We start from the raw sequence: 18,240 nt of genomic DNA on the forward strand, positions 1-18,240 counted from the left end.
TGATCGCGTGTGAAGTGTGACGCGGATTACAGCTCAACCACGTGTCGAGGGCTCGGATCCGGGCATCCAGGTGGTATTAGCTAATTTCCCGGTTCAGCTTGACGTGGCGGCTTTGCACGTGTGTAATCACAACCGTGTCATTCAGTGCGGCGCGATCGTCGCCGGCGCGGGGCATGCAACCGAAAGACCATCGAACACCACGAAAGCAACGAGGGAGGCGGGCCGATGACGATCGACGCTCATCGTGAACCGTTCGGAAGCTTCTCCGGTGGGTCCAGCCGCGCGCACTTGAGTGTCGTGCCCGCGGGTTTCGAGGAACTCTACGAGGCCGTCGAGGATCAGTGGCAGGACCGCGCACTGTGCTCGCAGACGGATCCCGAGGCGTTCTTCCCCGAGAAGGGCGGCTCCACCCGCGAGGCGAAGCGCATCTGCCTGGGGTGCGAGGTACGCAACGAGTGCCTCGAGTACGCCCTGGCCAAGGACGAGCGCTTCGGCATCTGGGGCGGCCTGTCCGAGCGTGAGCGCCGCAAGCTCAAGCGCGGCATCATCTGACTTCTCGCCGTACGGCGACGAACGGCCCGGCCGGCCCGCAGCGCGACTGCGGACCGACCGGGCCGTTCCGGTCGTGCAAGGAGCGTGTCCCTCAGAGTGAATCCGGGCCGGCGAGCAACGTCTCCTCCGTCACGCCCAGGTAGTCGCTGATCTGGTGCACCAGGATCGCGAGGATCTCCTCGAGCAGGTCCGCGTCCGTCTTCGCGCGACGCTGCAGCGGGCGGCGGAACAGGATCAGTCGGGCCCGGGTCCGGTTGCCCCGCCGATCGATCCCCACCGGGACCATGCGCGCGAGGGGGATCGGGCCGTCGGCCTCGACCTCATCGGGCCACGACACCGAGTCCGGGTCGCGCGGCAGGATGCCCGGCACGTCGTCGACGGCGATGTCCAGGTCGGTCAGCCGGTCGTGCCAGAGCGAGTCGATCTCGGCGAAGGCGTCGAGCACCACCTCGTCGAAGTCCTGCGCCCGGGTCCGGTGCGCCGGGAGGTCGCGCGGCACCAGCGGCCCGCGCAGGCCGTGGCCGCGCCGGTCGCGCGCCACTCGGCGGCGCAGCCGGGCGCCGCTCCCGGGCGTGGTTCTCCTACTTCTCATGACCTTCTCAGTCTAGGTGGAGGCGCCCGTCGACGGCCGCCGTGTACCGCCGAACGGTGTGTCGGGGGCGGCGCCGTTGCGGCCACGGGTTAACCTTCTTGCTGTGAACTCCGTCCGTCAGTGCTGCCGCCCCGGCTGCAGGAACCACGCCGTGGCGACGCTGACGTTCGACTACCGCCAGTCGATCGCCGTGCTGGGCCCGCTGGGAACCACCAGCGAGCCGCACTCCTGGGACCTGTGCGAGTTCCACGCCACCCGGATGACGGCGCCCCGCGGCTGGGAGATGCTGCGCAACCTGCCCGCCTACAGCGCCGCCTCCGTCGGCACCGCGGCCCTCGACGACGACCTGACGGCCCTGGCCGACACCGTCCACGAGCGCGCGGTCCGCGAGCACGGGCGCCCGGCCTCCGAGCCCGCCGACACCCCGCTGCGCTCGCTGCCACCGATCGGCGCCATGCGCCCCGTGCACGACGGCCTCGGCGGGCCGCAGGCCACGCCGTCGAGCAAGCCCGCGGGATCCGGGCCCAAGCACGCGGCACCGTCGGGACGCCGCGGGCATCTGCGGGTCCTGCCGGACCCGGTCGACTGAGAGTCGCCGCCCGCGCCGTCACCCCCGCCGCGTCGGATGCCTGTCCGCGCGCCGATTGCCGATAGGGTGGGGCGTCCGTAACGGGGCCCGCCGGGTTCCCGCACGCCGTTCACGAGGAGGTCGTCGAGCGTGGTTCGAGCGCTGGAGTCGGTGCAGGCTGTCATCAAGGCGTACGACGTGCGCGGCCTCGTCGGAGAGCAGATCGACGAGGACTTCGTCCGCGACGTGGGCGCCGCGTTCGGCGCCCTGATCCGCGGCGAGGGCGCCACCGACGCCGTGGTGGGGCACGACATGCGCGACTCGTCGCCGTCGCTGTCCACGGCCTTCGCCGAGGGCGTCACCGCGCAGGGCGTGAACGTCACCCTCATCGGGCTCGCCTCGACCGACGAGCTGTACTTCGCGTCGGGCCTGCTCGACTGCCCGGGCGCGATGTTCACCGCCTCGCACAACCCCGCCGCCTACAACGGGATCAAGCTCTGCCGCGCCGGCGCCAAGCCCGTCGGGCAGGAGAGCGGCCTGCGGGCCATCACCGAGCAGGTGGCGCACGGCGTCCCGTCGTACGACGGTGCCCCCGGCCGGGTGTCCGAGCGCGACGTGCTCGACGAGTACGGCGAGTACCTGCGAAAGCTCGTGGACCTGTCGGGGTCGCGTCCGCTGCGGGTCGCGGTGGACGCCGGCAACGGCATGGGCGGATTCACCGTGCCCTCGGTGCTCGGCCCCGTCGAGGCGCTCGACGTGCGCGCGCTGTTCTTCGAGCTGGACGGCACCTTCCCGAACCACGAGGCGAACCCGCTCGACCCGAAGAACCTCGTCGACCTGCAGAAGTTCGTGCTCGAGCAGGGCGCCGACATCGGCCTCGCCTTCGACGGGGACGCCGACCGCTGCTTCGTCGTCGACGAGAAGGGCGAGCCGGTCTCCCCGTCGGCCGTGACGGCGCTGGTCGCCGAGCGCGAGCTGGCGAAGAACCCGGGCGCCGTCGTCATCCACAACCTCATCACGTCGAAGGCCGTGCCCGAGATCATCGCCGAGAACGGCGGCACCGCCGTGCGCACCCGCGTCGGGCACTCCTTCATCAAGGCGCAGATGGCCGAGACCGGCGCCGTCTTCGGTGGCGAGCACTCCGCGCACTACTACTTCCGTGAGTTCTGGGGCGCCGATTCCGGCATGCTCGCGGCGATGCACGTCCTCGCCGCGCTCGGCGAGCAGCAGGCCCCGCTCTCGGAGCTGATGGGCGTCTACGACCGGTACTCCGCGTCCGGCGAGATCAACTCGACCGTCGCGGACCAGGCGGAGCGCACCCGCGCCGTACTCGATGCTTTCGCAGACGAAATCCGGAGCACCGATGAACTCGACGGCGTGACGGTAGAGTTGGAGTCGGGTGCCTGGTTCAACCTCCGCGCCTCCAACACGGAGCCGCTGCTCCGGCTGAACGTCGAAGCCGCGACCCCGGACGAGGTGCGCGCGCTGACCGAGCGGATCCTGGCGATCGTCCGTGCCTGATTCTGCGGTGCGCTCCGGCGCCGGACGCCGCGTCGTCGGCGCGGACACGGCGAGCGAGGGCGGGGTTCCCGCGCGGATGCAGCGCCGATGGAACGGGAGGAAGCCGTGACCGAGGTGGCCGATCTCGATGATCCGGCAGGTCTGATCGCGGCCGATGAGGGTGGTCACCTGCGGGCCGCCGCGCTCGCGGGCGCGCAGGTGCGCGCCGTCGCCACTGCGGTCGACGAGGGTGCGCTCGCCCAGCTCGACGGTCTCGCACCGCGCGCCGTCGTCGTGGTGTGCGGCGCCGGGCCCGCCGCGGCCGCCGCCGGTTTCGTCGAAGCCCTCACCGCCGGCCGTTTCGACGTCCCACTCGTGCGCTCCACCGAGCTGCCGCCCTGGGTGGGCGCGCTCGACGTGGTGGTCGTCTGCGGTTTCGACGCGGGCGACCTCGTGCTCGCCCGAGCCGTCGCCGTGGCGTCCCGGCGCGGTGCCACCGTGGTGGTGGCCGTTCCCCTGGAGGGCCCCGTCGCCGAGGCCGCCGCGGGGCGCGCCGCCGACCTCTCACCCCGCCTGCGCGTACCGGAACGGTTCGGGTTCGTCGGGGTCGCCGCCGCGCTGCTCGCCGTGCTCGGCCGCCTCGCCGGCCTCGACCGCGGAGCGGAGCCCGGGCAGGGCTTCCTGTTCACCCTCGCCGAGACACTCGATGACGAGGCCGTGCGCGGCGCGCCGGACCGGGACGTCGCCTCCAACCCGGCCAAGCGCCTGGCCGCCCGCATGACGGGACGTCGCGTCGCGCTCACCGCCGACACGGCGCCGGGGCTCGCCATCGCGGAACACGCGGCCTCGCAGGCGCTCACGCTCGGCGGCCAGGTGGTGGCCGCGGTCGGCTTCGCGGACGTCGAACTCGCGACGCCCGAACTGGCGGCCACCCCGTCCGGCGGTGCGCTGGAGACCCGCAGGGACGCGGCGGTCGATCCGCTCTTCCACGATCCCTTCCTCGACGGCCCGGCGGCCCAGACCCCGCTGCGGGTGCTCATCCTCACCACGGAGGAGCGCGCGCCCCTGGTGGAGGCACGACTGCGGGCACTGCCCGAGGTGGAGGCGCTGCCCGTCGACGAGGGCACGGACCGCGCGGCCGCGCCCGCCGGCCCGCACGCCGACGCGCTGGCGTTGCTGGCGCTCGCGGTACGGTTCGATCTGGCGTCGGTGTACCGGCGCCTGACGGGGGAGGCGTGATGGAGCGGATCGAGGGGGTCATCCGGCCGTACGCCTGGGGCTCGCGCACCGTCCTGGCGACGATGCAGGGCCGGCCCGTGCCGTCGAACCACCCCGAGGCCGAGCTCTGGTTCGGGGCGCATCCCGCCGACCCGGCGAAGCTCTACAACGCCGCGGACACCGCGCCCGACGGCGACCTGCTCTCCGCGATCACCGCCGACCTCGACGGTCAGCTCGGCTCCGCCTGCCGGAACGAGTTCGGCGATCGCCTGCCGTATCTGGTGAAGGTGCTCGCCGCCGACGAGCCGCTCTCGCTGCAGGCGCACCCCTCGCGGGAGCAGGCCGAGGAGGGCTTCGCCCGCGAGAACGCCGCCGGCATCCCGCTGGACGCGCCCGAGCGCAATTACCGCGACGCCGCGCACAAGCCCGAGGTCGTCGTCGCGCTGAGCCGGTTCGAGGCCCTGGCGGGTTTCCGCGACCCGGCCGTCACCGTCGAACTGCTGCGCGTGCTGGCGGTGCCGGAGCTCGACAGCTACCTGGGACTGCTCGCCGGACAGCCGGATTCGCAGGGACTGCGCGCTCTGGTCACCACCTGGATCACCCTGCCCCAGCCCGCACTCGCGGTGCTCGTGCCCGAGGTCCTCGCCGGCTGCATCCGCTACCTCGAGAGCGGCGCCGAGCGGTTCAAGGGCGAGGCGCAGCTCGCGCTGACGCTGGGGGAGCGCTACCCCGACGACGCCGGGGTGCTGGCCGCTCTGCTGCTCAACCGGATCGTGCTCGAGCCGGGGCAGGCGCTCTACCTCTCGGCAGGCAACCTGCACGCGTACATCAACGGTGCGGCCGTCGAGGTGATGGCCAACTCCGACAACGTGCTGCGCGGCGGCCTCACGCCCAAGCACGTCGACGTGCCGGAGCTGCTGCGCGTCCTCGACTTCACGCCGCGCGCCCCCGACGAACTCGCCCCCCGCACCGCGGCGGTCGGGCCCGAGGTGGTCTTCTCCACGCCCGCGCCCGAGTTCCGGGTCTCGCGGGTGCGGCTGGACGGTACCGCGCTCACCCGCGCCGCCTCGGTGCAGCTCGACGCCCGCGGACCGCAACTGCTGGTGGTGACCGAGGGAACGCTGACCGTGCGCGGCGCGGGCGGCCCCACCCTCGAGGTGCCCGCGGGCAGCGGCCTGTGGATGCCGGCATCGGATCCCGGTGTCGTCGTCACGGCGCACTCGCCTGCTACGGAGTTCTTCCGAACGCTCGTCGGCGGCCACTGATCCGTCGTCGCGGCGTCGTCGTCGTCGATCCATTGAGCCCCTTGAAAATTCGGCGGGACCAATTTCTCCGTACGTTTGCAGGCGCAATGGACCAGGCGTAGGTTTCGGAGCGGGGCGATCGCCCCCCCTGCCCGAGCGGTTGTCATGGGCCTTCGGGCGGACCATGCCACAAGGGAGAACTGCGATGTCCGTCGTCACCATCATTGGAGCTGGAGTCATCGGCGTTTCGTGGGCGAAGCTGTTCGCCGATGCCGGTTGGGAAGTGCGGGTCTCGGACCCGCGGCCGGATCTCGCGGAGGTCCTCAGCGGGGTCAACGCCACGGCGGTCCCGGATCTCGCGGAGGCCGTCACCGGAACCGACTACGTGCAGGAGGCCGGTCCCGAGCGGATCGAGCTCAAGCACTCGATCTTCGAGACGGCCGCCGCGAACACCGGCGACGGCGTCGTGCTCGCGTCCTCGTCCTCGTCGCTGCTCCCGTCGGTCATCGCCGAGGGCAACGCGGCGGCCGATCGGATCGTCATCGGCCATCCGTTCAACCCGCCGAACCTGATGCCGCTCGTCGAGGTCGTCCCCTCGCCCGCGACGTCGGCCGCAACGGTCGACCGCGCCATCGAGGTCTACCGCTCCCTCGGCAAGCTGCCGATCCGGGAGAAGAAGGAGATCCCCGGCTTCGTCGGCAACCGGCTGCAGAAGGTGTTCGTCGACCAGGCGACCTACCTCGTCCAGCAGGGCGTCATCGAGCCCCAGGACCTGGACGAACTTGTCCGTGCCTCCCTCGGACTGCGCTACGCCGCCGAAGGGCCCTTCGCCTCCGAGCACCTCGGCGGCGGCCCCGGCGGCATCCGCAAGCTCACCTCGGGCATCGCCTCGCAGTTCACCTTCGAGATCGGTGAGCCCGATCCCGCGCGCCTCGGCGACGTCCTGGACTCCGTCGAGAAGGCCTACGGCACCGGCGAAGAGGTCTACAACAACCTCGTCGCGCAGCGCGACGGCCGCACCAACGCGATCCTCAAGGCGCTCAAGGACGCCGACGCCGCCGGCGGCGCGCGATGACGGCCGAGGAGCTCACCGCGCTCCTGCGGAAGCCCGCCGCGACCACCGACGAGTTCGACCCGTACGGCCCGCTGGAGGAACTGCTCTCCTCGATCGGGTTCTCGTCGGCCGACTCGGGTGGCTCGATCGACTTCGTCGGTGCCGACCCGGTGCTGCCGGGAACGCTGCGGCTGGCGGGTGGCACGGCGATCACGCTGGTCGCGAAATCGGTGGCCATCGCCGCTCTGTGGCGGATGCGCGGCGGTGCGGGGCAGGACATCGCGATGGACCTGCGGGTGGCCCCCCACCGGCTGTGTCCCTTCTACGACGGCAGGTGGGAGCTGGTCAACGGCTACCCGATGATCGACCCGGTCAACGTCACCGACGCGTACACCTACGACATGTTCTACCGGACCAAGGACGACCGGTGGATGCATCCGATGGGGCCGTACCCCAAGCTGCGCAACGACACGTCGGTGCTGCTCGGGGTCCCGGAGTCGAAGGAACACGTGGCCAAGGCGATCGCCGAGTGGAACTCCGCCGATCTGGAGGAGGCGGGGGAGAAGGCCGGCGTCATCATGCCGATGTGCCGGACCACCGAGGAACTGATCGCGACCGAGCAGTACCGCGACGTGCTCGGTCCCATGCCGCCGGTCGTGATCGAGAAGATCGGCGACAGTGACCCGGAGCCGTTCACGCCCGATCCCCGAACGCCGCTCGACGGGGTGCGCGCCCTGGCTCGCGCCCACATCATCGCGGGCGCGGGGTGCGGCCGTGCGCTCGCCCTGCACGGGGCGGACGTGCTCAACGTCTGGGGCCCGGACGAGTACGAGATCCCGCTGCTGTACGCCACATCCAACATCGGGATGCGCTCGACGATGCTGGACCTGCATACCGAGCACGGCACGTCGGTCATGCTGGACCTGCTGCGCGATGCGGACGTCTTCTTCGCCAACCGCCGCCCCGGAAGCCTCGCCCGGCACGGCATCGACGCCGCCTCGGCGGCGGCGATCCGACCGGGCATCATCCACGCCTCGGTCAACCTCAACGGTGAGACCGGCCCGTGGGCGGGCCGCGTCGGTTTCGACCAGACGGCCGGTTCCCTCTCGGGCGTCATGATCAACGAGGGCGAGGACGGTGTGCCCCACCTGCCCGCGCTCCCCGTGGTGAACGACTACATCACCGCCTGGTTCATGCAGATGGGCATCATCCGTGCCCTCATGCTGCGCGCCGAAGTCGGCGGCTCGTACAAGGTCACCGTGTCGCTGACCCGGACCGCTCTGTGGCTGCTCAGCCTCGGGCGGATCGACAAGGCGTACTCGTACGAGGTCGCGGGGAAGGCGCCGGGGCACGAGTACCTGGCACCGCAGACCTTCCTCGCGGACACGGCGCTGGGGCGTTACCAGGGCATCACCGAACAGGTCCGGATGTCGCAGACGCCGGGCTACTACACCTACCCGTTGATTCCGCGTGGCTCGCATCAGCCGCGCTGGTTGTGAGGAGCGCACGCATGACCACTTTGTTGGCACTACACATCACGGAGAACGCGATCGTGCGGATCTCCGTCGAGGACGGCTCGTCCGAGTACCTGACCCGCTCCTCGGGCGCGGCACCGGACGGGATCGTCGTCGTGGGCGACCGGGCCTACTGGACCACGATGGGGGCGCCCATCGAGAACCCGGACATCCCCGGCGAGGCGGGTGACGACTTCTCCGTGCGCAACGGCGGGGTGCACACCATCAAGCTCGACGGCACGGACCTGCGGGACGTGCTGCCGACGGGGTCGATCACCACCGGCAAACAGATCGCGACCGACGGGCGCAGGTTGTACTGGTCCGATCGTGAGGGCTACAAGGTCTCCTCGTGCAACCTCGACGGTTCGGATCTCAAGGACCACGTGGTCAACACCGGCCGGGACATCGCCGAGCAGTGCGTCGGGGTCACGGTCGACTCGGCCTCCGGTCACCTGTACTGGACGCAGAAGGGCCCGGCGGACGGCGGCAAGGGGCGCATCCTCCGGACATCGCTGGCGGATCCCGCGGATCCCGCGGCGCGCAACGACATCGAGACGCTCTGGTCCGGTCTCCCCGAGCCGATCGACATCGAGATCGCCGACGGCTACCTGTACTGGACGGATCGCGGTGCGCCGCCGAACGGCAACACCCTCAACCGGGCACCGCTGCCGGCGCCCGGGGCCACGGGCGCCGCACCCGAGATCGTCGCGCGGGACTTCCGGGAGGCCATCGGCCTGGCGGTCGACGCGGCCGCCGGCCTCGCCTACGTCTCGGATCTGGGCGGCACCATCCGGGCCGTGCCGCTGCCGGGCTCGACCACCGCGGACCGGGTGGTCGCGACCTACAACGGCCCGGTCACGGGCATCGTGCTCGAAACGCGGTAGTCGCGCACCGCGTCGACGGACCTCCCCGGTGGCTCAGTAGCCGCCGGGGAGGTTCTCGTAGAAGGTCTCGGGGATGTCGAAGGTCTGCATGTTCTCGACGGCGACCGCAGTCGGCTGGGCCTTGCTGAGCACGGCGAGCGGCTTCCCGTCGCGCGTGAGCAGCACGTCGTCCCCACCCTCGACGATGCCCAGGAGCTGGGCGACGGTCTGGTCAGTGGTGTGCGCGAATGTCTTGGTCATAGGCCCGACGGTAGGTGTTACTTACCGGTACGCCAACACTTTTCGCCTACCAACCAGTAACACCCGTCGGTAACTTCGGCGCCTCACCCGCGCCTTGCCAGCGTCCGTCCAGAGTGCGTTCAGGTGGCGATCCCACAGTGGAGCGCGTCCATCGGTACGAGGCCGCGCGGGAACGGAGACACCGGCTCCGCGCGGCGGCGACGCAGGAGGTCGGCACATGGGAGCACGAGGACTGAGCGGGATCACCGAACGCAGACCGGGCGGCCCGTCGCCCGAAGCCCCGCGCCCGCGGGTGCGGCAGTGGAACCGGCACGCCCGCCGGTGGGACTGGGTCCGGCAGGACCCGGCGGCGACACCGTTCGGCCCGGGGGCGCGGCGCGCGGTCTAGGCGACTGAAATGCCTCGCTGCGCTGCCACGATGGTGTTTGATGAGTCGTCACACTCGCAGAGGACTCAGGAGCACGCATGGCCAACCCATTGCTGCGTACCAAATCGGTCGAACAATCCATCGCCGACACAGAGGTCGTCGGCACCCGGCTGATGAAGCAGCTGACGGCGTGGGATCTGACGATCTTCGGCGTCGCCGTCGTCGTCGGTGCGGGCATCTTCACCATCGGTGCCTCCACGGCCGGCGACTTCTCGGGGCCCGCTGTCACGGTGTCGTTCGTCATCGCCGCGATCGCCTGCGGCCTCGCGGCCCTCTGTTACGCGGAGTTCGCGTCGACGGTGCCGGTCGCCGGCTCGGCGTACACCTTCTCCTATGCGACCTTCGGCGAGTTCGCCGCGTGGATCATCGGCTGGGACCTGGTGCTCGAGTTCTCCATCGCCGCGGCGGCGGTGGCAAGCGGGTGGTCGAGCTACCTCGGCACGGTCTTCGGGACGGGGCCCGCAGCGGTCGAGATCGGAGGCCGCACCATCGACTGGGGCGCCATGCTCATCGTCGCCGTGCTGACGGTGCTGCTGACCTTCGGGGCGAAGGTGTCCTCGCGCGTGTCCGCCGTGATCACGGCGATCAAGGTCGCGGTGGTGCTGCTCGTCATCGTGGTCGGCGCCTTCTACATCAAGGGCTCGAACTACTCGCCGTTCGTACCGGCGTCGGTGCCGGGTGAGAACGCCGGCATCACGCGGGACTCCACCCTGTTCCAGGCGGTGTTCGGTAGCGGCTCGTCGTACGGCTGGTTCGGCGTGCTCGCCGGCGCCGGCATCGTCTTCTTCGCGTTCATCGGCTTCGACATCGTCGCGACCTCCGCCGAGGAGACCGTGAAGCCGCAGCGCGACGTGCCGCGCGGCATCCTGGGCTCGCTCGCCATCGTCACCGTGCTCTACATCGCGGTCACCGTCGTGGTCACCGGTATGGCGAGCTACAAGGACCTCGCGACGAGCGCAGGGGAGGGCGGCGAGAAGAACCTCGCCTACGCCTTCTCGCTCAACGGCGTGGACTGGGCGGCGACGATCATCTCCATCGGCGCGCTCGCGGGCCTGACCACCGTGGTCATGGTGCTGCTCATGGGCCAGAACCGCGTGCTCTTCGCCATGGCCCGCGACGGCCTGCTGCCGCGCCAGCTGGCGAAGACCTCCGATCGCGGCGTGCCCGTGCGGATCTCGATCGGCGTCGGCGTCGTCGTCGCGCTGTTGGCGGGGATCTTCCCGCTCAAGGAACTGACGATGCTGATCAACATCGGCACCCTGTTCGCCTTCGTGCTGGTGTCCGTCGGCGTGATCGTGCTCCGCAAGCAGCGCCCGGATCTCAAGCGCGGCTTCACCGCTCCGCTGGTGCCGTTGGTCCCGATCCTCTCGGTCATCGCGTGCGGATGGCTCATGTTCAACCTGTCGATCGAGACGTGGATGCGGTTCCTCATCTGGATGGCGCTCGGCATCGTCGTGTACTTCGTGTACTCGAAGAACCACTCCGTCCTCGGCCGACGCGAGCGCGGCGAGAAGATCGAGTCACTCGCCGACTGATCGTCCACCCGCTGAGAACCGCGGTCGGAGCACCTGCTCCGACCGCGGTTCCCTGTTTTCGCGGGGCAGATGTGCGGGTTCGCCGGGTGGTCGGTGTGCGAGGCGTCGGGTGCGCCGGGACTGCGCCCTCGGATTCTGTCCATCTCGGATACGGCGGCGCTATATTCAGAATCGTGAATACTGACGTGGGGGTAGCGCGCTGGCGGGAGCTGATCGAGGCCTTTGAGGAGCAACGGGAGCGCCTGGTCCGGATCCATCCCGATTTGTACGCGATGTCGCGGCCGAACCCCGGCGCCACTGAGGAGCAACTGCTCGCCGCGGAGAAGCGGCTCGGCCACCCGATTCCGGCCCAGTACCGCGAGTTCCTCACCGTGGCGAACGGGTGGAGTGAATGGAATCAGGACGTTGCTCTGCTCTCCTGCGATCAGATCGGACACGGCACGATCAGCGAATCGGAGGGCCTTGGGATCCGTCTGGCAGAGGGCGACGTCCTGGTGGAATGGTCGACCGACACCGACTGGGTGCGGATCGCTGACAGTGACGGAACCTACTGGGAGACGTTCATGCTGCACCGTGACTCTCAGGGGTATCTGGCGGGACAGATGATGATGACACCGCACGGTGACCACTTCTACGATTCATTCGAGCAGTACCTCGTCGAGGAACTGGCTTCGCTGACCGAGTGGTTGGACGGCGAGGAGTTGGGCCCGCACGGCAGGTACTGGGGGCGCGACCTGCGGATCGATCCGCCCACGATGCGGCAGATAGTCGAGCGGCTCGCCGAGCTGCGCGTCGAATACGCCGCCGTTCGTGGCGAACCGGCCCCGGATCCGCCGAACCCTGGCGCGGCACCGTCGGACATCGCCGCGCTCGAACAGCGCCTGGGTCGGCCGCTCCACCCGGAGCACCGCGAAGTCTTGGAGGTCGCCGACGGCTGGCCCGGCAACCCCCACATTCTGAGCTGCGCGCAGATCATCACCGGTGACTTGTGGGCCGAGGCGCTCGCGGCACGCGACCGGCACAACGCCTGGCAGGCAGCGGACTTCGCGAGATGTGGTGTCTCCACGTGGCAGAAGCCCGGTCCGGCGGCCGAGGCGGCCGCCGGTGTTTCCGTGACGCCGTTCGCGACGCAAGCCATCTTCGTGTGGGGGATCGATATCGAAGAAGGCCGCGTCCTCGATGTGCTCACGTACGTGGAGGACGTTGCGCGCGGCTACAAGAGGTCCTACGGCACCGTGCGCGAGCACTTGTTGTCGCAGATCGACGGGCTGTGTCAGCAGATCGAGTCTTGGCGGCGGACGTTCGGGTAGGCGGCACTCGGGGAATTGGCGGATTTCGCGATGGGACTCGTATATACCGCCGCCGGCCGAAAATCGGCCGATTTCACGATCGCAAGCCGGGTGACGGTGTGGATACGTACAGGTAGCGATAGCCTGGTGCGCGTGACTTCTACGCTGACCGCCGATACGGCGAACGGAATCGACTTCAAGGTTGCGGACCTCTCCCTCGCCGAGGCGGGCCGCAAGCAGCTGAGCCTCGCCGAGCACGAGATGCCCGGCCTCATGGCGCTGCGTCGCGAGTACGCGGACGTCAAGCCGCTCAAGGGCGCACGGATCTCGGGCTCGTTGCACATGACGGTGCAGACCGCGGTGCTCATCGAGACGCTCGTGGAGCTCGGTGCCGAGGTCCGCTGGGCCTCCTGCAACATCTTCTCCACCCAGGACGAGGCCGCCGCGGCCGTCGTCGTCGGCCCGCACGGCACCGTCGAGGCGCCGCAGGGCGTGCCGGTCTTCGCCTGGAAGGGCGAGACCCTGGAGGAGTACTGGTGGGCGGCCGAGCAGATGCTCACCTGGCCGAACGAGCCCGCCAACATGATCCTCGACGACGGTGGCGACGCCACCATGCTCGTGCTGCGCGGCGCGCAGTTCGAGGCCGCGGGCGTCGTGCCGCCCACCGACGAGAGCGCGGACAGCGCCGAGTACCAGGTCTTCCTCGCCCTGCTGCGCGAGTCGCTGGCCAAGGACGCCACCAAGTGGAGCGCGATCGCGGAGTCGGTCAAGGGCGTCACCGAGGAGACCACCACCGGCGTGCTGCGCCTGTACCAGTTCGCCGCCGCCGGTGAGCTGGCCTTCCCGGCGATCAACGTCAACGACTCGGTCACCAAGAGCAAGTTCGACAACAAGTACGGCACCCGCCACAGCCTCATCGACGGCATCAACCGCGGCACCGACGTGCTGATCGGCGGCAAGAAGGTCCTCATCACCGGCTACGGCGACGTGGGCAAGGGCTGCGCCGAGTCGCTGGCCGGCCAGGGCGCGCGCGTCCAGGTCACCGAGATCGACCCGATCAACGCGCTGCAGGCGCTCATGGACGGCTTCGACGTGGTCACCGTCGAGGACGCGATCGGCGACGCCGACATCGTCATCACCTCGACGGGCAACAAGGACATCATCCTGCTCGAGCACATGAAGCAGATGAAGGACCACGCGATCCTCGGCAACATCGGCCACTTCGACAACGAGATCGACATGGCGGGCCTGGAGAAGTCGGGCGCCGTGCGCCTGAACATCAAGCCGCAGGTCGACCAGTGGACCTTCGGCGACACCGGCAAGTCGATCGTGGTGCTCTCCGAGGGCCGCCTGCTGAACCTGGGTAACGCGACGGGTCACCCGTCGTTCGTGATGTCCAACAGCTTCAGCAACCAGGTCATCGCGCAGGTCGAGCTGTGGACCAAGCCCGACGAGTACGACAACGAGGTCTACCGCCTCCCGAAGCACCTCGACGAGAAGGTCGCGAAGATCCACGTCGAGGCGCTGGGCGGCACCCTGACCAAGCTCACCAAGGAGCAGGCGGAGTACATCGGCGTCGACGTCGAGGGCCCGTACAAGCCCGAGCACTACCGCTACTGAGTCACCGCACCCGCGACGAACTCACGCACACCTTCCACCCTCCGGATTCCTTCCGGAGGGTGGACGTGTCCGTGACAGAACTCGAGACGACCACGGTCGACCCCACGGCGGTCGAGGTGACCTCGGCCTCGGCGGTACCGGCGCCCGCGTCGATGCGGATCTCCCCGACGCTGACCTCCCACCGCCCGCTGGGCCCGAGCAGGGTGTCGACCTCCGCCGCGAAGGTCTGCGAGGTGAACTGGCTCTGCAGCATCTGCACGTCGGCGGCGCAGCGGACGCGCACCAGGGCCGCCAGGTCGCGGTCGTTGAGCGTCTTCGTCTCGGTCGCGATGACGTCGCGGATCTGCTGCTCGTCGTCAGTGCCCCGGTTCGCGAGGATGTACCAGGTGGTGCCGAGGATGATCGCGATGATCAGCGCCGTCGTCCCGACCAGGATCGCGAGCGAGCGGTCCTTCGCGGGCGGGGGACCCGCGGCGAGCCCGGGCGCTCCGGGGACGTAGGGCGGCGTACCCGGCCCACCGGGCGGCGGGGCCCCGGGGGAGGTCACGAACGCCGCACCCGGTTCCGACGGTGCCGGTCCCGCGCCCGACGGTGCGGGTGCCCCGGTCACGGCGCGCCCCGTCAGGTAGGGCGTGCCCGCCGACGAGACAGGGCCGCCCGTGCCGTACTGCTGCGGCGGCCGCGGCGGGTCGATCCCGAGCCGGCGGTACGTCTCCGGCGGCAGGACGGGGTGCAGCAGCTCGCGGGGATCAGTCGGCCGCATCGGCCCGGTCCTCGTCGACGTTGCGGACGTGCTGCATCGACTGCAGCAGCGCCGTGAGCGCGTCCAGCTTCTCGTGCACCTCGTCCAGTTCGCGACGCATGTAGTCACGGCTGGCGGCCTCGCCCACGGCCAGGCGCACCGACGCCAGCTCGCGGGCGAGGAACTCGGTGTCCGCCTTGGTCTGCGCCGCCCGCATCCGGTCCTCGTCGAGCGAGACCCGGTCGCGGCTCTCCTGCCGGTTCTGCGCGAGCAGGATGAGCGGGGCGGCGTACGCGGCCTGCGTCGAGAACGCCAGGTTGAGCAGGATGAACGGGTACGGGTCGAAGTGGTAGGTGAACCACAGCACGTTGAGCGCGATCCACACCAGCACGATCACGGTCTGGATCGCGAGGTAGCGGCCGGTGCCGAGGAACCGCGCGACGCGCTCGGCGCCCTGGCCGATCATGTCGTCGCCCAGGTTGAGGTTGAAACTGCGGCTCAGCCGCGGGGTGTCGAGCCGGGAACGCTCCTTCATCCGGTCACCTCCTCGGTGTGCTCGTCCTCGTCGCGCCAGTCCTCGGGGAGCAGGTGGTCGAGCAGATCGTCGACCGAGACCGCGCCGAGCAGGTGGTTCTCCGCATCGACCACCGGGCCGGTGACCAGGTTGTACGCCGCGAAGTACCGCGTGACCGCGCCGAGGGGGTCGTCCGGTCCGAGTCGGGGCAGGTCCGTGTCGATGATGCCGCCCACCAGATCGGCCGGCGGCTCGCGCAGCAACTGCTGCAGGTGCACGGCGCCGAGGTAGCGCCCCGTCGGGGTCGCCGTCGGCGGACGGACCACGAAGACCATGCTGGCCAGCGCGGGCGTGATGTCGGGGTTTCGCACGCGGGCCAGCGCCTCGGCCACGGTGGTCGACGGGGTGACCACGATCGGCTCGGGCGTCATCATGCCGCCCGCGGTGTACGGCGAGAAGGTGAGCAGGCGCCGGACGGTGCCCGAGTCCTCGGGGTCCATCACGGCGAGCAGGTCCTCGCGTTGGCGCACGGGCAGATCACCGAGGAGGTCGGCGGCGTCGTCGGGATCCATGGCCTCGAGGACGTCGGCCGCGCGCCCCTTCGACAGGTGCGCGATCACCTCGGCCTGGTCGTCGGAGCCCAGCTCCTGGATCACGTCGGCGAGCCGCTCGTCGTCGAAGGCGGCGGCGATCGAGAGCCGGCGTTGCGCGGGCAGTTCGCGCAGGGCCTGGGCGACGTCCGCGGCGCGCATGTCCTCGAAGACGGTCAGCGCCTCGGCGATGTCGTGGTCGGCGCCGGTGAGCGCCGTCGTGGTGAAGCCGGAGACGTGGGGGAGGTCCACCACCTGCACGCCCCCGCGGCGGTTCCATCCGGTGGCGCGGATCTTCACCGCCAGCCGGTGCACCACCCAGTCGCGGGTGCGGGTCTGCTCGATGCCGACGTCCGCGACGGAGGCGTCGGCACCGTCGTAGGGCTCGCCGGGTTCCTCGATGCGGACCTTGGTACCCAGCAACTGGCCCAGGGCGAGGGCCTCGCCGGGGCGCACGTGCAGGCGACGCAGGCTGACGGACCCGGTGTTGAGGGTGACGGCGGCGGGTTCGATGCTGGTCACACGCAGCATCGGCACGAAGATCCGGCGGCGGTTGGCGAGTTCGACGGCGAGCCCGAGCACGCGCGGCGCCTTCCGGTCGGCCCGCAGACCGATCACCGCGTCGCGTACGCGACCGACGGATTCGCCGTCCGGTCCGACGACGGGGAGGCCGGACAGTCGCGCGACGAATACTCTGGAGACAGCCGACATGTACATCAGGGTAGTTTCGTTCTACGAATCGCACGTGAGGGAGGGCGCTGAATGTCGCAACCGCTACCCGGACCGGGGTCGCCGAACCAGCCGGGAGGGCCCGCGGGGCGCGGGCTTCCGACGCCGCCGAAGGGCTGGCCGATCGGTTCCTACAGCACCTACGCGGAGGCGCAGCGCGCCGTCGACTACCTCTCCGACGAGGAGTTCCCCGTCCAGAACGTGACCATCGTGGGCGTCGACCTGATGCAGGTCGAGCGCATCACCGGTCGCCTGACCTGGGGGCGCGTGCTCAGCGCCGGCGCCGCCTCCGGTGCCTGGCTGGGCCTGTTCCTCGGCCTGCTCGTGGGCCTGTTCGTGGGCGGCGGGGACGCGCTGCTCTCGACCGTGATCGCCGGTGTGATCGGCGGCATCGTCTTCGGGCTGATCAGCGCGTCGGTGCCCTACTGGGCTTCGCGCGGCACTCGGGACTTCTCCTCGACGATGCAGCTGGTCGCCGGCCGGTACGACGTGCTGTGCGACCCGCAGGTCGCCGAGCGGGCCCGCGACATGCTGGCCCGCCTGAACATCCAGTGACCCCGAGATAGTTGCCGCACCGGAAACGTTCCCGTATCGTTTCCGGTATGGAAACGAATCCGGAGGCCGGTGGCACGCTCGACGACGCTCTGGCCGCGGGGGCGGCCGGACGCCGGGCGGCGCTGCCGTGGTGGCTCCTCACGCTCGACGTGCTCCTGGTCGCCGGCCTGTGGTCGGCGGTCTTCGGCGGCGAGCAGACCTGGCGGAACATCCTGCTCTCCTTCGCCGTCTTCGCGCTGCCCGTGCTCGCGGTGTGGGCGATCATGCGACGACGCGGGCGCGTGGGGGCCTTCGCTCCGGGGTCCCGGGCGGCGGTCGTGTTCTGGTCGGGGTTCTTCGGAGCGATGTTCGCCGCGATGTTCGCCACCGGCCACCTCGAGCCGGGCCGCCCCCTCACGTACCTGACGGTCTTCCTGCTCGTCGTCGTGATCTACGGCGGCGGGCGGATCGCGGCCGAGCGGATCGCCGTCGGGCGGCCGGCGTGAGCGCGACGACGGACGATTCGCCCGCGTTCGACGATCTGATCCACCCGCGACAGCGGCTGATGATCTGCGCCGCGCTCGCGCAGGCACAGGAACTGCGGTTCGATCTGCTCGCGAAGGCCCTGGACATGAGTGCGTCCGTCCTGAGCAAGCACCTGGCGAGGCTCGGGGAGGCGAACTACGTCGCTTCTCGACGGGACGCCGCCGACTCCCGCAGGCAGTGGGTCGAGCTGACGTCGACGGGGAGATCCGCCTTCACGCGCCACGTCGCGGCACTCCGCGACCTCACGGCCTGACTCTCGATGCCGCAGGGCCTCCCTGCAGAAATCGTCATTCCCCGCAGAGATCTCCGCTTGCCCCGCTGGTTCGCGAGGTGGGCGGAGATTTTCGC

At 70.2% G+C, this 18,240-nt stretch carries 20 protein-coding genes; 15 read left to right on the forward strand and 5 right to left on the reverse strand.

The annotated features are described in order from the left end of the window. The first annotated feature begins 225 nt into the window (after positions 1–225). Positions 226–552 carry a WhiB family transcriptional regulator gene (locus BLQ62_RS07270; protein WP_068532463.1) on the forward strand — a complete coding sequence of 109 codons (327 nt, stop codon included), beginning with the start codon at positions 226–228 and terminating at the stop codon, positions 550–552. A gap of 91 nt (positions 553–643) precedes the next feature. Here the strand turns inward: BLQ62_RS07270 and BLQ62_RS07275 are convergent, their stop codons facing one another. Continuing rightward, positions 644–1,144: a metallopeptidase family protein gene (locus tag BLQ62_RS07275; protein WP_068532461.1), complete on the reverse strand. Its 501-nt coding sequence runs from the start codon at positions 1,142–1,144 to the stop codon at positions 644–646. 103 nt (positions 1,145–1,247) lie between these two features. On the opposite strand from BLQ62_RS07275, the gene BLQ62_RS07280 reads away from it, so the two are divergent. The 7 genes from BLQ62_RS07280 (at position 1,248) to BLQ62_RS07310 (ending at position 9,126) form a co-directional block, all read left to right on the forward strand. Further along, positions 1,248–1,733, forward strand: coding sequence for a DUF3499 domain-containing protein (locus BLQ62_RS07280; protein ID WP_068566472.1), 486 nt, complete (start codon positions 1,248–1,250; stop codon positions 1,731–1,733). Between the two features lie 129 nt (positions 1,734–1,862). Further along, positions 1,863–3,233 (forward strand): phosphomannomutase/phosphoglucomutase, encoded by a 1,371-nt coding sequence (locus BLQ62_RS07285; RefSeq protein ID WP_068566470.1) that lies wholly within the window; start codon positions 1,863–1,865, stop codon positions 3,231–3,233. Positions 3,234–3,320: 87 nt separating this feature from the next. Next, complete coding sequence (locus tag BLQ62_RS07290) at positions 3,321–4,451, forward strand: tobH protein (RefSeq protein ID WP_139184174.1); 1,131 nt, start codon at positions 3,321–3,323, stop codon at positions 4,449–4,451. After that, positions 4,451–5,695 (forward strand): mannose-6-phosphate isomerase, class I, encoded by a 1,245-nt coding sequence (manA, locus tag BLQ62_RS07295; RefSeq protein WP_068532453.1) that lies wholly within the window; start codon positions 4,451–4,453, stop codon positions 5,693–5,695. Before BLQ62_RS07290 ends, manA begins: the two co-directional genes overlap by 1 nt. Before the next feature lie 184 nt (positions 5,696–5,879). Continuing rightward, the gene (locus BLQ62_RS07300) at positions 5,880–6,749 is read left to right on the forward strand and encodes a 3-hydroxyacyl-CoA dehydrogenase NAD-binding domain-containing protein (RefSeq protein ID WP_068532451.1); all 870 of its coding nucleotides are present in this window, start codon (positions 5,880–5,882) and stop codon (positions 6,747–6,749) included. Then, on the forward strand, positions 6,746–8,227 hold the full coding sequence (locus BLQ62_RS07305; protein ID WP_068566466.1) for a CoA transferase: 1,482 nt from the start codon (positions 6,746–6,748) through the stop codon (positions 8,225–8,227). Before BLQ62_RS07300 ends, BLQ62_RS07305 begins: the two co-directional genes overlap by 4 nt. A gap of 11 nt (positions 8,228–8,238) precedes the next feature. Beyond that, positions 8,239–9,126, forward strand: coding sequence for a PQQ-dependent sugar dehydrogenase family protein (locus BLQ62_RS07310; protein WP_068532449.1), 888 nt, complete (start codon positions 8,239–8,241; stop codon positions 9,124–9,126). A gap of 33 nt (positions 9,127–9,159) precedes the next feature. On the opposite strand, the gene BLQ62_RS07315 is transcribed toward BLQ62_RS07310, so the two are convergent. Beyond that, entirely contained in the window at positions 9,160–9,366 is a 207-nt protein-coding gene (locus tag BLQ62_RS07315) for a hypothetical protein (protein WP_068532445.1), read from the reverse strand. Positions 9,367–9,583: 217 nt separating this feature from the next. Here BLQ62_RS07315 and BLQ62_RS23770 point away from each other — a divergent pair, with 217 nt between their 5' ends. From BLQ62_RS23770 to ahcY, 4 genes are all read left to right on the forward strand, one after another. Then, complete coding sequence (locus BLQ62_RS23770; protein ID WP_156483192.1) at positions 9,584–9,754, forward strand: hypothetical protein; 171 nt, start codon at positions 9,584–9,586, stop codon at positions 9,752–9,754. A 77-nt stretch (positions 9,755–9,831) separates the two neighbouring features. After that, complete coding sequence (locus tag BLQ62_RS07320; protein WP_068566464.1) at positions 9,832–11,328, forward strand: amino acid permease; 1,497 nt, start codon at positions 9,832–9,834, stop codon at positions 11,326–11,328. Positions 11,329–11,501: 173 nt separating this feature from the next. Next, positions 11,502–12,638 carry an SMI1/KNR4 family protein gene (locus tag BLQ62_RS23270; protein WP_068566462.1) on the forward strand — a complete coding sequence of 379 codons (1,137 nt, stop codon included), beginning with the start codon at positions 11,502–11,504 and terminating at the stop codon, positions 12,636–12,638. Positions 12,639–12,761: 123 nt separating this feature from the next. Continuing rightward, positions 12,762–14,237 (forward strand): adenosylhomocysteinase, encoded by a 1,476-nt coding sequence (gene ahcY, locus BLQ62_RS07330; protein WP_068567327.1) that lies wholly within the window; start codon positions 12,762–12,764, stop codon positions 14,235–14,237. 1 nt (position 14,238) lies between these two features. Here the strand turns inward: ahcY and BLQ62_RS07335 are convergent, their stop codons facing one another. The 3 genes from BLQ62_RS07335 to BLQ62_RS07345 are packed head-to-tail and all read right to left on the reverse strand — an operon-like array spanning position 14,239 to position 16,794. Continuing rightward, positions 14,239–15,000: an Rv0361 family membrane protein gene (locus BLQ62_RS07335; RefSeq protein ID WP_068532439.1), complete on the reverse strand. Its 762-nt coding sequence runs from the start codon at positions 14,998–15,000 to the stop codon at positions 14,239–14,241. Beyond that, positions 14,987–15,514, reverse strand: a complete 528-nt coding sequence (locus BLQ62_RS07340; protein WP_068532437.1) for a DUF1003 domain-containing protein — start codon at positions 15,512–15,514, stop codon at positions 14,987–14,989. Before BLQ62_RS07340 ends, BLQ62_RS07335 begins: the two co-directional genes overlap by 14 nt. Then, positions 15,511–16,794 (reverse strand): magnesium transporter MgtE N-terminal domain-containing protein, encoded by a 1,284-nt coding sequence (locus tag BLQ62_RS07345; protein WP_068533656.1) that lies wholly within the window; start codon positions 16,792–16,794, stop codon positions 15,511–15,513. The genes BLQ62_RS07340 and BLQ62_RS07345 overlap by 4 nt, the downstream gene beginning before the upstream one ends. 51 nt (positions 16,795–16,845) lie before the next feature. On the opposite strand from BLQ62_RS07345, the gene BLQ62_RS07350 reads away from it, so the two are divergent. The 3 genes from BLQ62_RS07350 to BLQ62_RS07360 are packed head-to-tail and all read left to right on the forward strand — an operon-like array spanning position 16,846 to position 18,145. After that, entirely contained in the window at positions 16,846–17,367 is a 522-nt protein-coding gene (locus BLQ62_RS07350) for a YflT domain-containing protein (protein ID WP_068532435.1), read from the forward strand. A 47-nt stretch (positions 17,368–17,414) separates the two neighbouring features. Then, entirely contained in the window at positions 17,415–17,852 is a 438-nt protein-coding gene (locus tag BLQ62_RS07355) for a hypothetical protein (protein ID WP_068566460.1), read from the forward strand. Next, complete coding sequence (locus tag BLQ62_RS07360) at positions 17,849–18,145, forward strand: transcriptional regulator (protein ID WP_082756594.1); 297 nt, start codon at positions 17,849–17,851, stop codon at positions 18,143–18,145. Before BLQ62_RS07355 ends, BLQ62_RS07360 begins: the two co-directional genes overlap by 4 nt. Positions 18,146–18,240 lie beyond the last annotated feature (95 nt).

It is taken from the genome of Tsukamurella pulmonis (assembly GCF_900103175.1).
GTDB lineage: Bacteria > Actinomycetota > Actinomycetes > Mycobacteriales > Mycobacteriaceae > Tsukamurella > Tsukamurella pulmonis.

What these genes read in the sequence shown, in the direction of transcription:
- BLQ62_RS07300 (WP_068532451.1), top strand. Translation starts at nt 5,880, where the DNA reads ATGTCCGTCGTCACCATCATTGGAGCTGGAGTCATCGGCGTTTCGTGG.
- BLQ62_RS07305 (WP_068566466.1), top strand. Translation starts at nt 6,746, where the DNA reads ATGACGGCCGAGGAGCTCACCGCGCTCCTGCGGAAGCCCGCCGCGACC.
- BLQ62_RS07310 (WP_068532449.1), top strand. Translation starts at nt 8,239, where the DNA reads ATGACCACTTTGTTGGCACTACACATCACGGAGAACGCGATCGTGCGG.
- manA (WP_068532453.1), top strand. Translation starts at nt 4,451, where the DNA reads ATGGAGCGGATCGAGGGGGTCATCCGGCCGTACGCCTGGGGCTCGCGC.
- BLQ62_RS07275 (WP_068532461.1), bottom strand. Translation starts at nt 1,144, where the DNA reads ATGAGAAGTAGGAGAACCACGCCCGGGAGCGGCGCCCGGCTGCGCCGC.
- BLQ62_RS07350 (WP_068532435.1), top strand. Translation starts at nt 16,846, where the DNA reads ATGTCGCAACCGCTACCCGGACCGGGGTCGCCGAACCAGCCGGGAGGG.
- BLQ62_RS07270 (WP_068532463.1), top strand. Translation starts at nt 226, where the DNA reads ATGACGATCGACGCTCATCGTGAACCGTTCGGAAGCTTCTCCGGTGGG.
- BLQ62_RS07335 (WP_068532439.1), bottom strand. Translation starts at nt 15,000, where the DNA reads ATGCGGCCGACTGATCCCCGCGAGCTGCTGCACCCCGTCCTGCCGCCG.
- BLQ62_RS07320 (WP_068566464.1), top strand. Translation starts at nt 9,832, where the DNA reads ATGGCCAACCCATTGCTGCGTACCAAATCGGTCGAACAATCCATCGCC.
- BLQ62_RS07355 (WP_068566460.1), top strand. Translation starts at nt 17,415, where the DNA reads ATGGAAACGAATCCGGAGGCCGGTGGCACGCTCGACGACGCTCTGGCC.
- BLQ62_RS07340 (WP_068532437.1), bottom strand. Translation starts at nt 15,514, where the DNA reads ATGAAGGAGCGTTCCCGGCTCGACACCCCGCGGCTGAGCCGCAGTTTC.
- BLQ62_RS07315 (WP_068532445.1), bottom strand. Translation starts at nt 9,366, where the DNA reads ATGACCAAGACATTCGCGCACACCACTGACCAGACCGTCGCCCAGCTC.
- BLQ62_RS07290 (WP_139184174.1), top strand. Translation starts at nt 3,321, where the DNA reads ATGGAACGGGAGGAAGCCGTGACCGAGGTGGCCGATCTCGATGATCCG.
- BLQ62_RS23770 (WP_156483192.1), top strand. Translation starts at nt 9,584, where the DNA reads ATGGGAGCACGAGGACTGAGCGGGATCACCGAACGCAGACCGGGCGGC.
- BLQ62_RS07345 (WP_068533656.1), bottom strand. Translation starts at nt 16,794, where the DNA reads ATGTCGGCTGTCTCCAGAGTATTCGTCGCGCGACTGTCCGGCCTCCCC.